The sequence below is a fragment of the Rhodococcus sp. NPDC019647 genome (assembly GCF_044389235.1).
GTDB classification, from domain to species: Bacteria; Actinomycetota; Actinomycetes; order Mycobacteriales; family Mycobacteriaceae; genus Rhodococcus_F; species Rhodococcus_F oxybenzonivorans.
Genome location: NZ_JBIRXS010000032.1, coordinates 23,275 through 41,029 on the forward strand (window position 1 = coordinate 23,275; position 17,755 = coordinate 41,029).

General features: G+C 63.8%; 14 protein-coding genes. 8 read left to right on the forward strand and 6 right to left on the reverse strand.

Going from position 1 to position 17,755, the window contains the following annotated elements; genetic code table 11:
• The first annotated feature begins 5 nt into the window (after positions 1-5).
• The 7 genes from ACH49N_RS33225 to ACH49N_RS33255 all read left to right on the forward strand — a co-directional run bounded on the left by ACH49N_RS33225 (position 6) and on the right by ACH49N_RS33255 (position 9,476).
• Positions 6-761, forward strand: coding sequence for a creatininase family protein (locus ACH49N_RS33225; protein WP_358276991.1), 756 nt, complete (start codon positions 6-8; stop codon positions 759-761).
• Between the two features lie 81 nt (positions 762-842).
• Positions 843-1,361, forward strand: a complete 519-nt coding sequence (locus ACH49N_RS33230) for a flavin reductase family protein (RefSeq protein WP_159922217.1) — start codon at positions 843-845, stop codon at positions 1,359-1,361.
• Positions 1,362-1,363: 2 nt separating this feature from the next.
• Positions 1,364-2,488, forward strand: coding sequence for a 3,4-dihydroxy-2-butanone-4-phosphate synthase (locus ACH49N_RS33235; RefSeq protein WP_358276992.1), 1,125 nt, complete (start codon positions 1,364-1,366; stop codon positions 2,486-2,488).
• A 161-nt stretch (positions 2,489-2,649) separates the two neighbouring features.
• A complete protein-coding gene (locus tag ACH49N_RS33240) occupies positions 2,650-4,272 on the forward strand; it encodes an AMP-binding protein (RefSeq protein ID WP_358276993.1) in 1,623 nt (540 codons plus the stop codon).
• A 155-nt stretch (positions 4,273-4,427) separates the two neighbouring features.
• On the forward strand, positions 4,428-6,764 hold the full coding sequence (locus tag ACH49N_RS33245) for a transketolase-like TK C-terminal-containing protein (protein ID WP_358276994.1): 2,337 nt from the start codon (positions 4,428-4,430) through the stop codon (positions 6,762-6,764).
• A gap of 18 nt (positions 6,765-6,782) precedes the next feature.
• Positions 6,783-7,856 (forward strand): 2-oxo acid dehydrogenase subunit E2, encoded by a 1,074-nt coding sequence (locus tag ACH49N_RS33250; protein ID WP_358276995.1) that lies wholly within the window; start codon positions 6,783-6,785, stop codon positions 7,854-7,856.
• 945 nt (positions 7,857-8,801) lie between these two features.
• The gene (locus ACH49N_RS33255; protein WP_358276996.1) at positions 8,802-9,476 is read left to right on the forward strand and encodes a triacylglycerol lipase; all 675 of its coding nucleotides are present in this window, start codon (positions 8,802-8,804) and stop codon (positions 9,474-9,476) included.
• 449 nt (positions 9,477-9,925) lie between these two features.
• Here ACH49N_RS33255 and ACH49N_RS33260 read toward each other — a convergent pair whose 3' ends face one another.
• Positions 9,926-11,266 (reverse strand): NAD(P)-binding protein, encoded by a 1,341-nt coding sequence (locus ACH49N_RS33260; RefSeq protein ID WP_358276997.1) that lies wholly within the window; start codon positions 11,264-11,266, stop codon positions 9,926-9,928.
• Between the two features lie 696 nt (positions 11,267-11,962).
• On the opposite strand from ACH49N_RS33260, the gene ACH49N_RS33265 reads away from it, so the two are divergent.
• Positions 11,963-12,385, forward strand: coding sequence for a YciI family protein (locus ACH49N_RS33265; RefSeq protein ID WP_358277022.1), 423 nt, complete (start codon positions 11,963-11,965; stop codon positions 12,383-12,385).
• 119 nt (positions 12,386-12,504) lie between these two features.
• Here ACH49N_RS33265 and ACH49N_RS33270 read toward each other — a convergent pair whose 3' ends face one another.
• The 5 genes from ACH49N_RS33270 to ACH49N_RS33290 all read right to left on the reverse strand — a co-directional run bounded on the left by ACH49N_RS33270 (position 12,505) and on the right by ACH49N_RS33290 (position 17,737).
• Positions 12,505-12,960 carry a MaoC family dehydratase gene (locus tag ACH49N_RS33270; protein WP_358276998.1) on the reverse strand — a complete coding sequence of 152 codons (456 nt, stop codon included), beginning with the start codon at positions 12,958-12,960 and terminating at the stop codon, positions 12,505-12,507.
• On the reverse strand, positions 12,957-13,730 hold the full coding sequence (gene fabG, locus ACH49N_RS33275; RefSeq protein ID WP_358276999.1) for a 3-oxoacyl-ACP reductase FabG: 774 nt from the start codon (positions 13,728-13,730) through the stop codon (positions 12,957-12,959). Before fabG ends, ACH49N_RS33270 begins: the two co-directional genes overlap by 4 nt.
• 467 nt (positions 13,731-14,197) lie before the next feature.
• Positions 14,198-15,037: an SDR family oxidoreductase gene (locus ACH49N_RS33280; RefSeq protein WP_358277000.1), complete on the reverse strand. Its 840-nt coding sequence runs from the start codon at positions 15,035-15,037 to the stop codon at positions 14,198-14,200.
• 139 nt (positions 15,038-15,176) lie between these two features.
• Positions 15,177-16,130, reverse strand: coding sequence for an AraC family transcriptional regulator (locus tag ACH49N_RS33285; RefSeq protein ID WP_358277001.1), 954 nt, complete (start codon positions 16,128-16,130; stop codon positions 15,177-15,179).
• 86 nt (positions 16,131-16,216) lie between these two features.
• The gene (locus ACH49N_RS33290; RefSeq protein ID WP_358277002.1) at positions 16,217-17,737 is read right to left on the reverse strand and encodes a long-chain fatty acid--CoA ligase; all 1,521 of its coding nucleotides are present in this window, start codon (positions 17,735-17,737) and stop codon (positions 16,217-16,219) included.
• Positions 17,738-17,755: the final 18 nt, after the last annotated feature.

The following is a 17,755-nucleotide window of genomic DNA, read 5'->3' on the forward strand; positions in this document are numbered from 1 at the left end:
CCACAATGAACGAACTTCGGATCGAATACATGACGAGTGCCGAAATCGGTGACGCAATCGCAGGTGGGGCGCACACCGCGATCCTGCCCCTCGGTGCAGTCGAACAGCACGGCCGGCATCTACCGCTGTCGATGGACGCTGACCACGCCGACGCTCTTGCAGTGCGGGTCGCGCACGACCTCGGAGGTGCGCTCGTCCTGCCGACCGTTCGTGTCGGGTACTCGCCGCATCACCTCGGATTCCCCGGCACACTGTCCCTCCGCGCATCGACTCTCGAGGCGATCTGCGAAGATTACAGCGCGCACCTGGCTGCGTCCGGTTTCGAGCGGATTGTCGTGTTCTCGGGCCACATCGGCAACTACCCGGTCATGCGCGACTTCGAGTTGCGTCTGGCGGACAAACTGGCACCACTGTCGGTCATCGTCTTCACCGACAGCGAAGCGATTCTGGACGCCTGGCGCCGGGCAGCCGAGGACGTGGCCGCCCTGGGCGGCAACGTCGGTGGGCATGCTGACGTCGCAGAAACCTCCGTGATGCTCGCACTTCATCCCGACAAGGTTCGCGTCGAACGCTTTGCCCGTGGATACTCGGGCATGGTTGACAAGGGACTCCTCGATCGCGCCTTCCGGGAGGGCATCCATTCGATATCCCCCAACGGAATTCTGGGAGACCCTGCAGGCGCGTCGCCATCCATCGGGACGGTATGCCTCGACGCCGTCACCTCCCTCATTGTCCAGCATGCGCGCGCCAGGGGTGCGTGACATGCACGACATGCGCGCGACTCCAATGCGATCCTCCGACGCCGATAAATCCAATTCACTTCTCAGCCAAGGCGGTACGCCATGATCACTTTCGATCCAGTAAAGACGGGTGACTCGCAACGGGATACAACCAAGCTTCGCCGACTGTACGGGCAATATCCGACTGGCGTCGCGGCAGTATGCGCGCTCCAGGAGGGACGACCGGTGGGAATCGTGGCTACCTCGTTCACACCTGTGTCCATGGACCCGGCGTTGGTATCGATCTGCGTGCAGCACACTTCGACGACGTGGCCGACGCTGTCGAAGGACGGCCATCTAGGTATTTCGGTCCTGGCATCGACGCACGAAGCGGCGAGTCGCCAGATCGCGGCCAAGAACGTCGACCGGTTCGCCGGGATCTCCTGGTTCGCAGGCGAATCCAATGCAGTATTCCTAGCCGACGCCGCAGCATGGCTCGATTGCAGGATCTCGACGTCGATCCCCGCAGGGGACCACGATGTTGTACTTCTGGAGGTCAACAGCACCGCGGTAAATGAGACAGCACAACCCCTTGTTTTTCATGACAGCCGTTTCCGCACACTCGTGATCGGCGAGGGATAGTGATGACCGACGTCTGTGACGTGAAAAAGAGAATCGAATCCGCGACAAACGCGTTGACCACCGGAAGGCCGGCACTGATCGTCAGCGGAGCGGACGATCAGGAGGTCGCCGATGTGCTGATTCCCGCCGCCCTAGCGAGCCCACGGTGGACCGCCTGGGCAGTTCGATACACCTCCGGGCTGTTGTGTGCGGCGATGCGTTCGACCCGGGCAGACGAGCTGGAACTGCCCGCGATGGTGAGGGGCAACGGCTCCAGCACGACAACTCCGGCCTTCTGTGTAGGGGTCGACGCCGTTGCCGGCGTCGGAACCGGTATCAGCGCGACAGACCGGTCGCGGACCGCTCGGGTGCTCGCCAGCCCGCAGACCCGCCCAGTGGATCTGACGCGGCCGGGACACGTCCTGCCGTTGAGAACGGCTTCACGTGGAGTGCTCGAGCGCCGAAACAGTGCGGAAGCGGCGGTCGACCTGTGCGAAATCGCGGGACTTTCGCCGGTAGCGCTGACGGCCACGTTGCTGGGTGACGATGGAACCCTCCTGCAGGGCACGGAACTCGCGGCTTTCGCCCAGGTACACGGCGTTCCAGTGGTGCAGGTCCAGGATGTGGTGCACTACCGCCTACACCACGGCGACGGCCACGTTGGGCGGGTTCGCCAGACGGCCACACGTATTGTGGACGTTCCTGACAGGTGCCTGCGCGTAGTCGACTTCTACGACGAATTGACCGGCGCCCACCACACGGCCTTCCTCGGTTCGACAACGCCTGCGGCAGCTTCGACAACGCCTGCGGCAGCTCCGACGGTGTACATCGTCTTCGAATGTTCGCACCGCGATCCACTCGCACCCGACTGCGGGTGCCGACGAGAGTTCGAAACCCGCCGTACCCGAATCGCCGCAGAAGGCGGGATCATCGTCTACTTGCGGTCGAACCCGCGGCCCGCCAACCAGTACACGGTCCAGGGACACGAACTCGCACAGGGATCCATCAGTTCCATCCTCACCCACCTTGGATTCACCACGGTCATCGTGTCCGGATGGCCGGGTGATCAGCACCCGACATCGGCCCGCGCGCTCGACCTGACGCCGACTGTCCGCAATCCGGCGTACAAGACCGCCGCCTCGCTCTGACTGCCCCCAACCGGGGCAGGGGGACCGAAACCGTGGGCGCGAACTTGACGCCGCTGAAACCCCACTTCCCCCCCTCGAGGTACCGACGTAGTCGGTACCGCCATCTCGCAACCCGACCCGCCCAGCGCTTCGGATGAAGCGCTGCCTCAACTGGAGGATCCGTGACCTGTCTCGACGTTCCTTTGACACCCATTCGCTTCCTCGAACGTGCAGTCGAGGTCATGCCCGACAAAATCGCAATCATCGACGGCGAGCGTCGATGGACCTACCGTGAATTCGGTGCCTCAGTACAGGCCCTCGCGAAAGCGCTCCGAGCTTCCGGTATCACGGATGGCGAACGCGTCGCATATCTGGCCACCAACTCCGCCGAGCTGCTCATCGCCCATTACGCCGTCCCGCTCGCGCGCGGAGTACTCGTTGCGATCAACACACGCTTGTCAGCGGCCGAGATCGAATACATCTGCGGGCATTCTGGTGTGCACCTGCTCTTCGGTGAGATTGATCTACTGAAGCCGCTGCTTCACGCCGGACTCGATTTCTCCACCATCGACGAGTGGATCGAACTACCTTCGGTGGGAGGTCTTTTCACCGGACCTAACGAACTTCGCAGCTATGACTCGCTGCTGACACGCGGCCAGGGCGATGATCTGCGCTGGGAGATTGATGACGAAAACCGTACGCTGGCAATCAACTACACATCCGGCACCACGGGCCGCCCTAAAGGAGTCATGTACTCCCATCGCGGCGCCTACCTCAACTCGCTCGGCGAAATCTTACATGCAGGCTTCGATAAGACCACCAAATATCTGTGGACTCTGCCGATGTTCCATTGCAACGGATGGTGCACGACCTGGGCGGTCACCGCGGCGCTCGGGACACACGTCTGCTACCGGGCGGTGCGCGCCGACAGCATGTGGTCGTTGATCGACGAGCACCGGATTACCCACCTCAACGGAGCACCGACAGTTCTGACCCTCCTGGCCAACGCTGAGCAGGCCCATCCCCTCACGACACCGTTAACCATCAGCAGTGGAGGCGCACCGCCCAGCCCCACCATCATCGCCGGGATTCGCGCTCTGGGCGCATCGATAGTGCACATCTACGGCCTCACTGAAACCTACGGACCCTACTCGGTCTGTGAACCCAAGCCCGAGTGGGACGAGGTGGATGTCGAGGACCACGCGAAACTCATGGCGCGCCAGGGTGTCGGCATGATCACTGCCGAGCGGCTGCGGGTTGTGCGTCCCGGACTTTCACCGGCGGGCGAGTTGACCGACGTGGCCGCAGACGGCACAGAGATGGGCGAGATCGTCATGCGCGGCAATACCGTGATGAAAGGCTATTACGACGACGAGGACGGGACGCGGAAGGCAACCGAGGGTGGCTGGTTCCACTCAGGTGACCTGGGCGTCATGCATCCCGACGGATACGTGCAACTTCTCGACCGGGCGAAGGACGTGGTGATCTCCGGGGGAGAGAATATTTCGACGATCGAGGTAGAGCAGGCGATTCTGTCGCATCCGGCGATACTCGAAGCCGCCGTCGTGGGGGTACCTGATGACAAGTGGGGCGAACGGCCGAAAGCGTTCGTGATGACTGGCAATGGAGCGCACATCGACGAGGCCGAGGTCATCGCACACGTGAAGTCGCGAATCGCGTCATACAAGGCACCCAGATCGGTCGAGTTCGTCGACGACCTTCCCAGAACGTCAACAGGAAAGATCCGCAAGAACGAACTGCGTGACGCGGAGTGGAGTTCACGGCACAACATGATCAGCGGCTGAGAACTGTCGACCTGTTGCACTGGCGGTGGCACCCGACGCCACTGGCGGCGTCGGACTCTCACCAGAGCCGCCTGCTGACATCACCGACCGCTCACGACCTGAGCCTGGCCGCAGTTCAGTCGGTCCCACGAATTCATAGGTAAGGACGCAATCTCATGCAGGGCACGAACACAGTCGATACCGGCATCAACACCGCTCCCTCCCCGACCCCTGAGGCGCTCGTGGAGATCGAGCAACGCGTGTTGTGGCTGTCGACCGCGATGATCCACCACGCCAACCGGGTTCGCCCCAACCCCACGGGGCTGAAGGTCGGTGGTCACCAGGCGTCGTGTGCGTCGATCGTGACCATTATGACCTCGCTCTGGTTCGAGCAGCTCCGTCCCGGTGACCGGGTGTCGGTCAAGCCGCATGCCTCTCCGGTGCTGCACGGCATCAACTACCTGCTCGGCGGGCTGGACGAGAAGTATCTGACGACATTGCGGGAGTTCGGTGGGCTGCAGTCGTACCCGAGCAGGTCGAAAGATCCTGATCCAGTGGACTACTCGACCGGGTCGGTCGGGATCGGGGCGACGGCGCCGATATGGGGTGCCATCGCCCGCCGCTTCGTCGACACCCATCTCGGCGGTGCCGGGACGGGCCGGCAGTATTCGCTAGTCGGGGACGCGGAGTTGGATGAGGGTGCGGTGTGGGAGGCGATCCTCGACACCTCCGTCGCCGAACTCGGGGAGATCGTGTGGATCGTCGACCTGAACCGGCAGTCCCTGGACCGGGTGGTGCCCAACATCGCCGCCGGCCGGCTCGAAGCGATGTTTGCTGCCGCCGGTTGGCAGGTGCTCACCGTGAAATTCGGGACCCTGCTCGAATCACTGTTCAGCCGACCCGGTGGGTCGGCGCTGCGCACCCGAATACTGGACATGCCCAATCCCGAGTACCAGCGGCTGCTGCGATGCACGGCCGAGCAGGTGCGGGACCGGCTGCCCGGCGGCGGCCCGAACGCGATGGAGATCGCCGCCCTGATCGCCGGTCTTGACGACGACACCGTCCTGCGCGCCATTCGCAATCTCGGTGGTCACGACCTGGACGCCCTGCGCGCGGCGTACGGGCAGATCGACGACACCCGCCCGACGGTGATCATCGCCTACACGATCAAGGGCCGCGGTCTGCCGACGCAGGGGCATCCGCAGAACCACTCCTCGCTCCTCACGGTGGAACAGTACGAAGAATTGGCCACGGAGTTGGGGATGGACCCGAACAATCCGTGGGCGCGGTTCGCCCCGGACAGCACCGCCGGCCGCGTCTGCGCCGCCTCCGCCGAATGGCTTCAGCGTGACCCCACCAAGCTCGCAACACCGCCTGCGGTGCCGGCCGACATCGGCCGCACCCCGTCCGGGATCTCGACGACACAGGCCGCATTGGGCCGGGCGCTGCTCGATCTGTCCCGGGAGGCACCGGAGGCGGCGAAGCGGGTGGTGACGGTCAGCCCCGACGTCTCCTCGACCACGAACCTGGCCGGGTGGCTGAACAAGGTGGGGGCGTGGTCACCGAACGAACGCCGCAATTGGTTCGACGACGACGCCGAGACGATAATGCACTGGCGGGAAAAGCCCACTGGACAGCACATGGAACTGGGGATCGCGGAAACCAACCTGGTCGGGTTGATGGGTGAGCTCGGCGCCACATGGAGTCGGTGGGGTCAGCCGCTGTTCCCGATCGGGGTGATGTACGACCCGTTCGTCGAGCGGGCGCTCGAGCCGTGGTCGTACGGGATCTACGCGGGCGGGCAGTCGATCCTGGTCGGCACCCCTTCTGGGGTGACCCTCGCCGCGGAGGGTGGCGCCCATCAGTCGATCAAGACCCCCTCGATCGGACTCGAACAACCCGGCTGCGTGAGTTACGAACCAGCCTTCGCGATCGACGTGGAGTGGACCCTGCTCGACAGCATCTCTCGCCTGGGCCGCCCCGACGGCTCCTCGTCGTATCTGCGACTCTCGACCCGCCCCGTCGATCAGACTCTCGCCGCCGTCCCCTCCGATCCGGCGGCCCGGGAACGCCGTCGCCGTCAGGTCGTCGCCGGCGCCTACACCCTCCGCCACACCGGCAGTCCGGCCGTCACCCTGGTCGGGATGGGCGCCGTCATCACCGAAACCCTCACCGCCGCAGACCGATTAGCCGATCAGGGCATCACCGCCGACGTCGTGTGCGTCACCAGTCCGGGACTGTTGTTCGAGGCGGTGCAGGCGCGCCGCGGACTCGCCGACGGCCCGTCGTGGATCCTGGACCAAGTGTTCCCCGCCGACCGGGCGGCACCGATGGTAACCGTCCTCGACGGCCACCCGCACACCCTCGCATTCCTGACCGGGATCAACAACGTCCCCGGCGCGGCGCTCGGCGTCAGCAAGTTCGGGCAGGTCGGCTCCCTCGACGACGTCTACCGCTACCACGGCATCGACACCGACAACATCGTCCGCGCCGCCCTCGACCTCACCGACTGACCCAGAGAGACATGACGAATGACCACGACACAGACAGGCACCACCGTGGTGTTGCCGTCGCTCGGTGAGAACGTCACCGAAGCCACGATCACCCGCTGGCTCAAGGCCCGAGGGGACCGAGTCGAGGCGGGAGAGCCGCTGCTCGAGGTGGCCACCGACAAAGTCGACACCGAGGTCCCCTCCCCTGCCGCCGGCACCCTCCTCGAAATTGTCGCCCCGGAAGACACTGTCGTCGAGGTCGGGGCGGCAATGGCCATCCTCGGCCCACAGTGCAGCGATCCCCAGGACACGCTGGCGCCCGCTGCCGCTCCAGAGGGCCCTGCACCCACATCCCTCTCGAACCCGGCTCCCCGTCCAGCTTCACCACCTTCCGCAGTAGACCGGGTGGAGAAGCTGCCCCGCATTCGGCGAACCATCGCAAAGCGCATGCTCGAATCCCTGCAGACATCAGCGCAATTGACCACGATCGTCGAAGTAGACGTCACCGGCATCGCACGTCTGCGTCTTCGGGAGAAAGATGCGTTTCTGCGCCGCACCGGGGTGAAGCTGTCTTTTCTGCCGTTCTTCGTCACCGCCGCCGTCGAAGCGCTCGCCGAGCATCCGGTGATCAATTCGTCCCTGAACGTCGACTGCACCGAGGTGACCTACCACGGGGCGGTGCACCTGGGCATGGCCGTCGACAGCGACAAGGGACTGATGGTTCCCGTCATCCGCGACGCAGGAGCATTGCGAATTCCTGAACTCGCGAATGCAATCGCCGTCGTCGCGGACAGCGTGCGGGACGGGACGATCCGGCCCGACGACCTCTCCGGCGGCACGTTCACCATCACCAACACCGGCAGCCGCGGAGCCCTGTTCGATACCCCGATCATCAACCAGCCGCAGTCGGCCATCCTCGGCATTGGAACCGTCGTCGAACGCGTCGTCCCCACGCGCGGCGAGGGCGGCGCACTCCAGATCAGCGTCCGGTCGATGGTGTACCTCTCACTGTCATACGACCATCGCATCGTCGACGGCGCCGACGCCGCCGGCTACCTCGCCGCCGTCCGTCACAGCCTCGAAGGCGGATTTCTCTCGTCGGACCTGCAGTGAATGGGCCAGCACACGTCCCAGGTTCTATGCCCGGACACAGCACCAGTGACGATCACCGACTCGTCGCATTCGCCCTACGGTGGGCACCGATAGTTGCCATCAACGACAATTTCCCCGACTTCGACGAGTACATCTTGCCGGAGTTCGGACTGCAGCCAACGATGTACTACCGGAGACTCCTCACACTCCTTCTGACGCCCCCGTGCCCACGCCTGGATCCATCGGACCGGCAACACATCATTGCACTCTGCCAGCACAAGTTGGACGCCTCACGACCGACAATCTGCAGTTGAGCGGAGCGAGCACCGAGCAACACTCTCACCGGAAACCACACGTCCATGTCCTCAGATTCCCTCACCGACCAGCTGAGCGCCTACCGCCGCCAGCGCCGCGCTCGAATGTCCGAGGAACTGCGTCGAGCGCGACACCGTCAGTTACCAGAAGAAAGCGTTGATCTCATACGTTTTGCACAGGCATGGGCACCCTACGGAAAGGTGCCCACGGAAGAGATTTTCGTCCGATACGGCATGACAGCGGCGCGATACCTCGAGGTTCTTGCCGATGCCCTCTCAAAGCCGGACTGCGACCCCCAGACCGCCACCACGCTCCGATCCACCTACTTCTCACATCGCACATAACGGTCCGATGGGATGGGACCAAGCGACGCCGAGCTAGCTGAGCTGCTGGCCGGACTGGTCGCAAAGCCGCGATGTCTCGACCGCTCAATGCGAGATGGAACCCGCCGTCGCCAAGATGTTCGCGCCCTCGAGCGAGGAAGTCGTCCTTGGTATGAAAGGTGGTATCTGTTGTCGCAGGGTTACATTCACCCTGCCGGGACCCCATGAACGAGCGTGGCCAAAACGCTCCCCGCTCCTACGCCAGCGGCTAAGTTACCGGTGGTTAACATCACCAGTCCTTATCAGTTTCCTACAAGTGGAGACCTACATGCCTCGTGTTCTACTCTCGCGTCTGTTCGCCGCCGTTGGCCTGGCCGCGGTGTCGTTGCTGATCGCACCCTTGGCGCCCGCTCACGCGACCGGGCACGATCCCATCCTCTTCGTGCATGGATGGCAGGGCAGCTCTTCGCAGTGGAACACCATGATCGCGGCATTCAAGGCAGACGGATGGACCGACGCCGAGCTCTACAACTGGTCGTACAACTCCAATCAATCCAATGTCACGACCGCCGCACAGGTGGAGGCGAAGGTCGACGACATTCTCCGCATCACCGGCGCCGCCAAGGTGGATGTCGTCACGCACTCGATGGGCGGATTATCCACCCGGTATTACGCCAAGAACCTCGACGGGGCCACCAAGATCGACGACTGGATCTCCCTTGCGGGCCCCAACCACGGCACCGACACCTCGAACGGCTGCTTTACCGCTTCCTGCACCGAAATGCGGATCGGCTCGGCGTATCTGACGAGTCTCAATTCCGGAGACGAGACGCCCGGTGCGCCCGCCTACGGAACGTGGTGGTCGCCCTGCGACACGGTGATCAACCCCGACTCCAGCGTGTCCCTCGCCGGTGCGACCAACACTCAGACAGGATGCCTCACCCACAACGGAATACTCGAGAACGCCACGATCTACGGTCAGGTCCGCGACTTCGTCCGGTAGCACCGCTGGTGTGGACCGGAATCGCGTACCGCGGTTTCGGTCCACAATTCCGGACTCCCCACTGCCCACTTTCCCGCTCACCATCAGGTGGGCCAAATCCAGCTGTCGGTAGTGGGTGGCACGCTGGTACGCCGGCGGACCTGGTGGCTCGTCGCCGCGGCCTTCGGTGGCGCTCTCATCGACCGCCGCGCGTACGAGAACCTGCTGAAATGGGTGTCGGCGCGCACGATGAGTCGGACGCGTGTGTGGCAGAACGTTTCTGGCGTGGCGCCGCGATCCCTTCCGTGTCTCAGTCCCGGCAGTCCGGCTCCCGATAAAGGAACCCGAACCGGGCCGCTCGACCGGCCGACGGCAACCGCGACGACGCGTTCCCGATTTGCAAGCTCTGCCAGAAGATTTCAGATCATGGATTCGAGCGAACCGGCGGCTTCGAGCGGGCGCGCTAGTCCTTAGGCAGTGACGAGGTGCCGGCAACTCATCCGCGGCGACACGGGCAGCTCGGTGAATATGGGTTCGGGCGATTCCGCCGTCAGCACCTCCAGGTAGAGGTGGCTGCCGTTGGCCACGACCCCCTGCGGTTGCAGGCCGATCAGCTTGGCCACCACGTAGGTGGCGCTCAGGCTGGTGACGTCGCGAATGATGCCGAGCCGCAGCAACGACCGTGTCTCGGCGATCGCCTCCTGCTCACCGGCTCGCAGGACGAGCCGCAGTCCGGGTGACAGAGCTTGCGCGGCCACGGATACGGCGATGTTGTCCAGGTCGTCGGAGCCGACGGCGGCCAGTGCCAGCGCGCGGCGCACGCCCAGTCGCTCGAGGAGTTCACGGTCGCCGCCGTGCCCGACGACGGTCGGAATGTTCATCGACCGCACGAGCCGCAGGTTCCTGGCGTGAGGGTCGCGTTCGACGCCCACCACCGCGACACCGAGAGCCTGGAGTTCCCGGCAGAGCCGGAGCCCGACCTGGCCCAGGCCCACGACGATGACGTGGCCGGAGCGGGGCAGGACGCGGCTGCCCACCAGGCCAACCAACCGGGGGCCGAGCAGGCGCTCGATGATCCCGGCGGTGAACATGGCCGTGAAGACGACGGTGAACAGCATCGCCACCGAGGAGAACACAGCGTAAGCGGGGCTGCCGTGGGTATCGGTTCCCGGGCCGACGGTGGTCACCACGCGCACCGCCTCGTTGAACGCGTCGAGCGGTGCCACGTGCTGACCGAGCATCAGCCACAGCCAGTCAGCGAACAGGACCGCGAGAAGTCCGGCGAGCCCACCGAGCAGAATGCGTGTGCCGATGTCGTGCGACCGCAACAGTCCGGTCGCACCGGTCGTCGCGGTGCGCCACCAGCTCCGCCGGGGCAGGTCGACGTGCGCGCCCTCTGGGTGGCCGTCGATCATGCGGACCGTCAGCATGTGCTCGCCCGCATGCCGGGCAGCGACGAGTTCGGATTCTAGGCAGGGTCCGGCGAGCGTGGGTGCGGCGAGGTCGGCCGGGGACGTCACCTCGCACTGCGGAAGCAGATGGGACAGCTGGTCCGCGACCGTGCGGTCGAAGATAGTCACCACCAACGGGATCGACGCCGAGATGTGCGCCGCGGCCAGCGCGTAACGCAGCGCGACGACATCGTCGCGCACCAGTACAGCCATACCGCAAGGCTCGTCCGCCATCGCCAGGCGAAGTTCGTCGTCGTCCGGGGCAACGAGATGGCGTACGTGAAAGTCCCTCTCGCGGAGGGAGGCACAGACCCGTCGGGCCACGGTGGTTTCGCCGATGACGAGATATGAGTCGTTCACGTGTGGTCCTTCCGGCTCGGGATCACGAGAGCGTACCCGAGAAAAACCACGGATCCCACACGAGAATTTCTACCGGCGAGTAGTCCGGAGCAAGCTCGGCGTTAGAGCAACAGGACCGCAGTACACGAAGTCCGGAACTACGCGCTCACGGAACCTGATGTTCACCGCACGTCGCCACCTCTGTTCTCGCCCCGTTCCACCGCCGGCCTTACGGCGGTAAGCGACAATTCGGACTAGGTCATAAGTAGTCCTGTTTAAGCCCTTGAGATTCTCACGGAGCGGTAGTGCATACACAGACCACTTTCCGAATACGTCGCTGCCGCGAACGGAATATGGAAATGGCTCTGCTCGAACCGATCGCGGTCACCAATGTCGAACAGCGGTTCTCGGGCACCCGCATCCCCAACCGACCCCCCATTACTTGCAGGTCCTCGCCGACTCCTGCCTGTGCGACCACTCCGCCCCTGTCGGCGCGGCCGTCGACCTGCATGAGGTGCTGATTACCGAACCCGCCCGACGAGCCCACTCATTGCTGGACCTGGTGAGCTGTGGGGTGTGCGGGCCGGCGAATCCGCAGCCCGCCGGCACAACTACACCCGCGGCGGCCGCTGCGACGGCACCATCACCCGCGCGCAGCTCCGTCCCAGGGGTGCAATGCGGCCACAATGGGCCGTACACCACACCGAGGAGAAGACGATGGCCAAGTACCTGCTCCTCAAGCACTACCGAGGCGCGCCCGCATCGGTCAACGACGTGCCGATGGATCAATGGACGCCAGAGGAGGTTTCGGTCCACGTGCAGTACATGAACGAGTTCGCCGCCCGGCTCGAAAGCACCGGCGAATACGTTGACAGTCAGGCACTGTCACCGGAAGGTACGTTCGTCCGGTACGACGGCGAGGGGCGTCCGCCGGTGACCGACGGTCCGTTCGCGGAGACCAAGGACCTGATTGCCGGCTGGATGGTGATCGACGTCGAGATCCACGAGCGGGCGCTCGAACTGGCCGGCGAGCTGTCCGCGACACCGGGCGCGGATGGGAAATCGATCCACGAATGGCTCGAGATGCGCCCGTTCCTGGCCGCCTCTCCGACTACGGAGTGCGGTTTTCACCGCGGGTGATGACCGTCCCCCGGATCATCCGAACACAGTGCCGAGGGACGATAGAACAAGGCGGTCTGTCTAGCGCGCGTGGGCAAGAGTCGGGACACTGCGGATGCACAGGTTGCGATCTTGCGACGTTAATTCGCGACGTAAATGCTGACGATCTCAGCTATACAAACCGGCTTGTCGGCATTCTCGAGTTCGATAGTGACGACCGTGACAACTTTGACGCCCGAGGGAACGGTTTCAACGTTTGCTATGTCAACCGCAGCCCGAATCCGTGAGCCGACGGGTGCGGGTGCTGGGAATCGCACCTTGTTCGACCCGTAGTTGATGCCCATTCGCATGCCGTCGACGGCGTAGACCTCCCATACCAGCATCGGGATCATCGAGGTCAGCAGATGTCCGTGGGCGATGGTGGCGCCGAACGGTCCGTCAGCAGCCCGTGAGGGGTCGACGTGGATCCACTGGTGGTCACCCGTTGCGTCAGCGAATGCGTCGATCTTCTCCTGGGTGAGGGTGTGCCATGACGAGTGGCCGATCCGGGTGTTCGCCACGGCGTGCAGTCCGTCGATCCCTTTGAGTGTCTTCATACCTGAGGGCCTCCAGCGACGTAGAGAACTTGCCCGGAGACGAATCCGGCTCCCTCGCTCGCAAGGAATGAGATCGCGTGTGCGATGTCGTCGGGGATCCCAACTCGGGCGACGGGGATGTCAGCGGCCGCCCTCTTCTTGAATTCGTCGAATTTCATTCCCATTCGCGCCGCTGTTGCGGCTGTCATCTCGGTCTCGATGAAACCGGGAGCAACGGCGTTTGCGGTAACGCCGAATCTGCCGAGTTCGAGGGCGAGGGTCTTGGTGAATCCTTGCAGCCCGGCCTTGGCTGCGGCGTAGTTTGCTTGACCGCGGTTTCCGAGCGCCGACACGCTCGAGAGGTTGATAATTCGTCCGAAACCACCCTGAGTCATGTGTCCCTGGACCTCTCTCGTCATCAGGAACGAGCCACGTAGGTGGACGTTCATGACGCTATCCCAGTCGGTGGCCGACATTTTGAACAGAAGATTGTCGCGGGTGATGCCGGCGTTGTTGACCAGAACGAGCGGTGCTCCGAGCTCCGTAGTGATCTTATCCACTGCTTTTTCGACGGCGGTTCCGTTGGAGACGTCTGCGCCGACGGCAAGTGCGGTGCCTCCGGTCTGGGTGATCGTGTCGACCACGTTCTGGGCGGCGGCCTCCTCCAGGTCGAGGACGGCGACAGCGTGGCCGTCTGCTGCGAGCCGCTGTGCGACGGCGGCGCCGATTCCCCCGGCGGCGCCGGTGACGATGGCGGTGCGGCGGCGTTCGGGATGAGGTGATGCGTTCACGAAATGGGGTTCCTTCCGGGGATTAGATCGGTGTGACTTCGGGTCAGGAGAGTGAGTCGAGGGTCAGGGCCATGCCCCGTCCTCCGCCTACGCACATGGTTCGGGGCCTAACCCCCGGGCGGGTTGTCCCGGGTTTGGCCTTCTGCGATGGCCCCACCGTTGACGTTGACGCTGAGAGGGTCTCGGTGCAGGCCTCGGATGTACACGTCCGGCATAGCCTTTCGCGCCAGGGAAGGCGACCTCTTCATGATCTCGGGGCTACAAGCCGGTGACCCCGGTGCTGACGATGCGCGTAAGTGGAGTGATTCCAACCATCTGGACGGTGAAACCATCGGGCAGAATGTCCTTCAATGAGCCCTTGATCGCTCTCCCGATCGGTAAACCGGCGGAGGCGCCGATGACAGCTTCAGGCAGGGGTTGTTCCTCGAATCGGTGATTGCTGTGGAAGAAGGAGCAGATGGTGGTTCTCATTTGCCGGCGCAGCCGGAGATCCCGCCGTCGAGCGGAATGATGCTGCCGGTGAGATAAGAGCCGGCACGGGAGGCCAGGAACCGGACCGTGCCGATCAGATCGTCGGTTTCTCCGTAGCGGCCGAGCGGGACGCGCCCGAGGAGCCCGGACTCGACCTCTGGATCCGCCGCGATGTGTCCGAGCATGTCCGTCAGGATCGGGCCAGGGGCAATCGCGTTGACGGTGATGCCGTCGGACGCCAATTGCTTGGCCAAGTGGCGGGTGAGCATGTGCAGCCCCGCTTTACTCGCGCTGTATGAGTAGTTCTCCCCGCTCGGCGTAGCCAAGGCATCCACGCTGCCGATGTTGATGACCCGAGCGGGCCGGTCGGGCCGTGCCGCATTGCGCAGAAGCGGAAGCGTTCCCGTGATGAGGTAGAACGGAGCGACAAGGTTGGTGTTGAGTACCTTCGTCCAACCGACGAGGGGAAATTCTTCAAACGGCGCACCCCAGGTAGCCCCGGCATTGTTCACCAGGATGTCGATGCTTGTCAGGTGCTCGCCGAGCCAGTCGACCAGACCGGCCACCCCGTCTACAGATGACAGGTCACCGGCGACGGGGGTGCAGCGTCCTGCCGTTCCCGCAGCGTCTGCCTCGGCATTGATAGTTTCGGCCGTCGCGCGACACTGTTCCTCCTTTCGGCTGGTGATGACAACGTGGGCACCGCCCAGCGCCAGGCCGCGGGCGATCATGGCTCCGATCCCTCGTGAGCCACCGGTTACGACGGCGGTCGTCCCGGCGACAGAGAAGAGGGAGTCGAATTCCGGTCGCACTTCGTACGTTGTGGCACTATTCATGCTATCTACGCTAGGAACGCATTGACGTTATCTCTTGGGGGGCAACGCACTCCGCTTGCACCGCGCGCAGCAAACCCATGAGCTGACCCGGCGGGCGGGCCCGGTCCTCACGCTCGAGCCGACCCACGGGTCTGCTGATTCAGTCGTCTTCGGATGCTGCAGAACGTGTGTCGGACGGGCGCTCACCGAAGGCCCGCCGGTACGCATTACTGAAGGTGCTGAGGTCGCCGAATCCTGAGGAGTATGCCACCTGAGTCACGCTCTGGTGGCTCCAGCCACGGTCCTGAAGACGCAACCGGGCCAACGCCAGACGCTCCTGTCTGATGAGGTCCGACGGTGTTGTCCCGATCCGCTGCAATTGGGCCTGCACGTGCCGGAGCGACCAGCCCAGGCGCGTCGCGACCACGGCGCCTGTGAGGTTCGGGTCGTGCGCATTTTCCCGGACAAAGCGCCGGATGGCGTTGACCAACTCGTCCTGAACGTCGACGGAGGGGCCGGCCGTGTCTGCGTTGTAGGCGAGTGCCACGAGATCGACGATTCGGTCGGCGATCGCGTCGAATTGACCGCCGGTGAGCTGGTGCCGCTCCCTGCGCAAACTACTGACCACGTCGGAAACGATGCGTCCCAGTCCCGATGTTGCATCGAGGACGGTGCCGGGGTGAGGCAATGTCGGCACCCGCGCCTCGATCCGGTCACGTGGAATCACGAATGCGACAGAGGAGAAGCCATCACCGTGGCGCAGAACGGTCGCGGTGTCCAGCGACGTGAGGGCCATGACCGCCGGTGTGATCGTGGCCTCACGACGATCCTGCTCGAGGATTACTTCACCCTGGACCGGTATGAGCAGTTCGTAGGCGCCGTGTGGATGTCGACGGATGTCGGATGCCGTGCGGGAGAGGACCTCCGCTTCGCCCCACCAGCGAATTAGCTGGTACGTGTCCGAATGTTGATGCTGAAGGGTTCCCTGGTAGTTGTCTGCGAGGGAGAAGGCCATCGGACAGTGGATCGAAGAGACTTGATCGCGCCACCAATCACCGCGCTCGCGCTGGTCGTGCTCGTTGCTACGCAACGTATCGACGGAATACAAGGCCACAACACCTACTCACACCGGTATGCAGAAACTGCGACTCGTGCCAGAGTCGACGCTAGCGCGCGCTGGCGCCCACGCCAACGGCTTGATCATCGCAGAGCCCGCTTGAGGAGCTTTCCTGTCGCGTTCATCGGTAAGGTCTCCCTGAACTCGACCAGGCGCGGGTACTTGTAAGCCGCCAACCGTTCCCGTGACCAGCCGATCAGGTCTTCTTCCTTCAACTCCGATCCGTGCTCGCGGATGACGAAGGCTTTCACTTCCTCACCGATTCGCTCGTCGGGGATTCCGACGACGGCCACGAGGCTGACCTCTGGGTGGCCGATGATCACTTCCTCGAGTTCGCGCGGATAGACGTTGAAGCCTCCCCGCACGATCAAGTCCTTGGCGCGATCGACGATGAAGTAGTAGCCGTCCTCGTCTCGCGTTGCGATATCGCCCGTGCGGAACCAGCCGTCTCGGATCACCTCCTGTGTCGCCTCGGATTGCCCCAGGTATCCCTTCATCACGTTGTATCCACGTATCGCGAGTTCTCCTGGCTCACCGGCGGGAGCCTCGTTCCACTGATCGTCGATGAGCTTGACCTCTACTCCCCAGATCGGTGTGCCGATCGACCCCGACCGGTTCGGTTGGTCGAGCGGGTTGAACGTGACGGTCGGACTGGTTTCGGAGAGTCCGTAGCCCTCCCGGATCCCGACACCGAAGACATCCCTGAACCGCTCCAGCACATCGACGGGCATGGCAGCTGCGCCCGAAAGCGCGATTCGCAGGAGACCGGCCAGATCGACGTCTATTCCGTCAGCGGCCTTGTTGAGCAGCGCCCAGTACATCGTCGGAACACCGGCGAAGACCGTTACCCGATGCTGTGTCATCAATGCCAGAGCCTGAGCTGCGTCGAATCGTGGCAGCAGGACCAGGGTGGCACCCATTGCGAAACCGGCGTTCAGCTGTACGGTCTGCGCGAACGAGTGAAAGAGCGGAAGAGTGACCAGATGCACGTCGTCGGCTCGGGCGTCGAGCAGTTGGTTATGCCCTATGGCGTTGAGGACCAAGTTGGCGTGGGTGAGCTCCGCGCCCTTCGGCTGGCCGGTCGTCCCGCTCGTGTACAGGACCACCGCCGTGTCGGTTGCCTCGGTCACCTGCAGGACGTCTTTCGCGGGGTGTTCGGCCAATACGTCCGCCAAGGTTGTTCCCACGCCTGGCTCATCGAGCAACGCGGAGCCAAGGGTGACCAGATACTCGCAGGATTCGACGTCCTGGAAACCGCGCCACGCCTCGTCGTCGGGCCCCGGCACGGTACAGAAGTATGCCGTCGCGCCCGAGTCACGGAGGTGGTAGGCAACCTCCTCCCGCTTGAGCATCGTGTTGAGTGGCACGACGGCCCCACCGGCCTTGAGGATGCCGAAGTAGACGATCGGAAACTCGACAACATTCGCAATCGTCAAGGCGACGCGGTCGCCTGGACGCAACCCGCGTGAGAGAAGAAAACGGGCCACACTGTTCGCAGCCGCATCGATCTCACCGAAGGTAAGGGCGCGGTCACCTTCGATGACAGCGGTTCTGCTGGGAGTGCGTCGAGCAGTGTCGGCAAGCATGGTGGCCAGGTTGAGCATGATCCTGCTTTCAGATAA

Coding starts and splice junctions, on each gene's coding strand:
- ACH49N_RS33225 (WP_358276991.1), top strand. CDS start 6: ATGAACGAACTTCGGATCGAATACATGACGAGTGCCGAAATCGGTGAC.
- ACH49N_RS33230 (WP_159922217.1), top strand. CDS start 843: ATGATCACTTTCGATCCAGTAAAGACGGGTGACTCGCAACGGGATACA.
- ACH49N_RS33235 (WP_358276992.1), top strand. CDS start 1,364: ATGACCGACGTCTGTGACGTGAAAAAGAGAATCGAATCCGCGACAAAC.
- ACH49N_RS33245 (WP_358276994.1), top strand. CDS start 4,428: ATGCAGGGCACGAACACAGTCGATACCGGCATCAACACCGCTCCCTCC.
- ACH49N_RS33250 (WP_358276995.1), top strand. CDS start 6,783: ATGACCACGACACAGACAGGCACCACCGTGGTGTTGCCGTCGCTCGGT.
- ACH49N_RS33255 (WP_358276996.1), top strand. CDS start 8,802: ATGCCTCGTGTTCTACTCTCGCGTCTGTTCGCCGCCGTTGGCCTGGCC.
- ACH49N_RS33265 (WP_358277022.1), top strand. CDS start 11,963: ATGGCCAAGTACCTGCTCCTCAAGCACTACCGAGGCGCGCCCGCATCG.
- ACH49N_RS33270 (WP_358276998.1), bottom strand. CDS start 12,960: ATGAAGACACTCAAAGGGATCGACGGACTGCACGCCGTGGCGAACACC.
- ACH49N_RS33280 (WP_358277000.1), bottom strand. CDS start 15,037: ATGAATAGTGCCACAACGTACGAAGTGCGACCGGAATTCGACTCCCTC.
- ACH49N_RS33290 (WP_358277002.1), bottom strand. CDS start 17,737: ATGCTCAACCTGGCCACCATGCTTGCCGACACTGCTCGACGCACTCCC.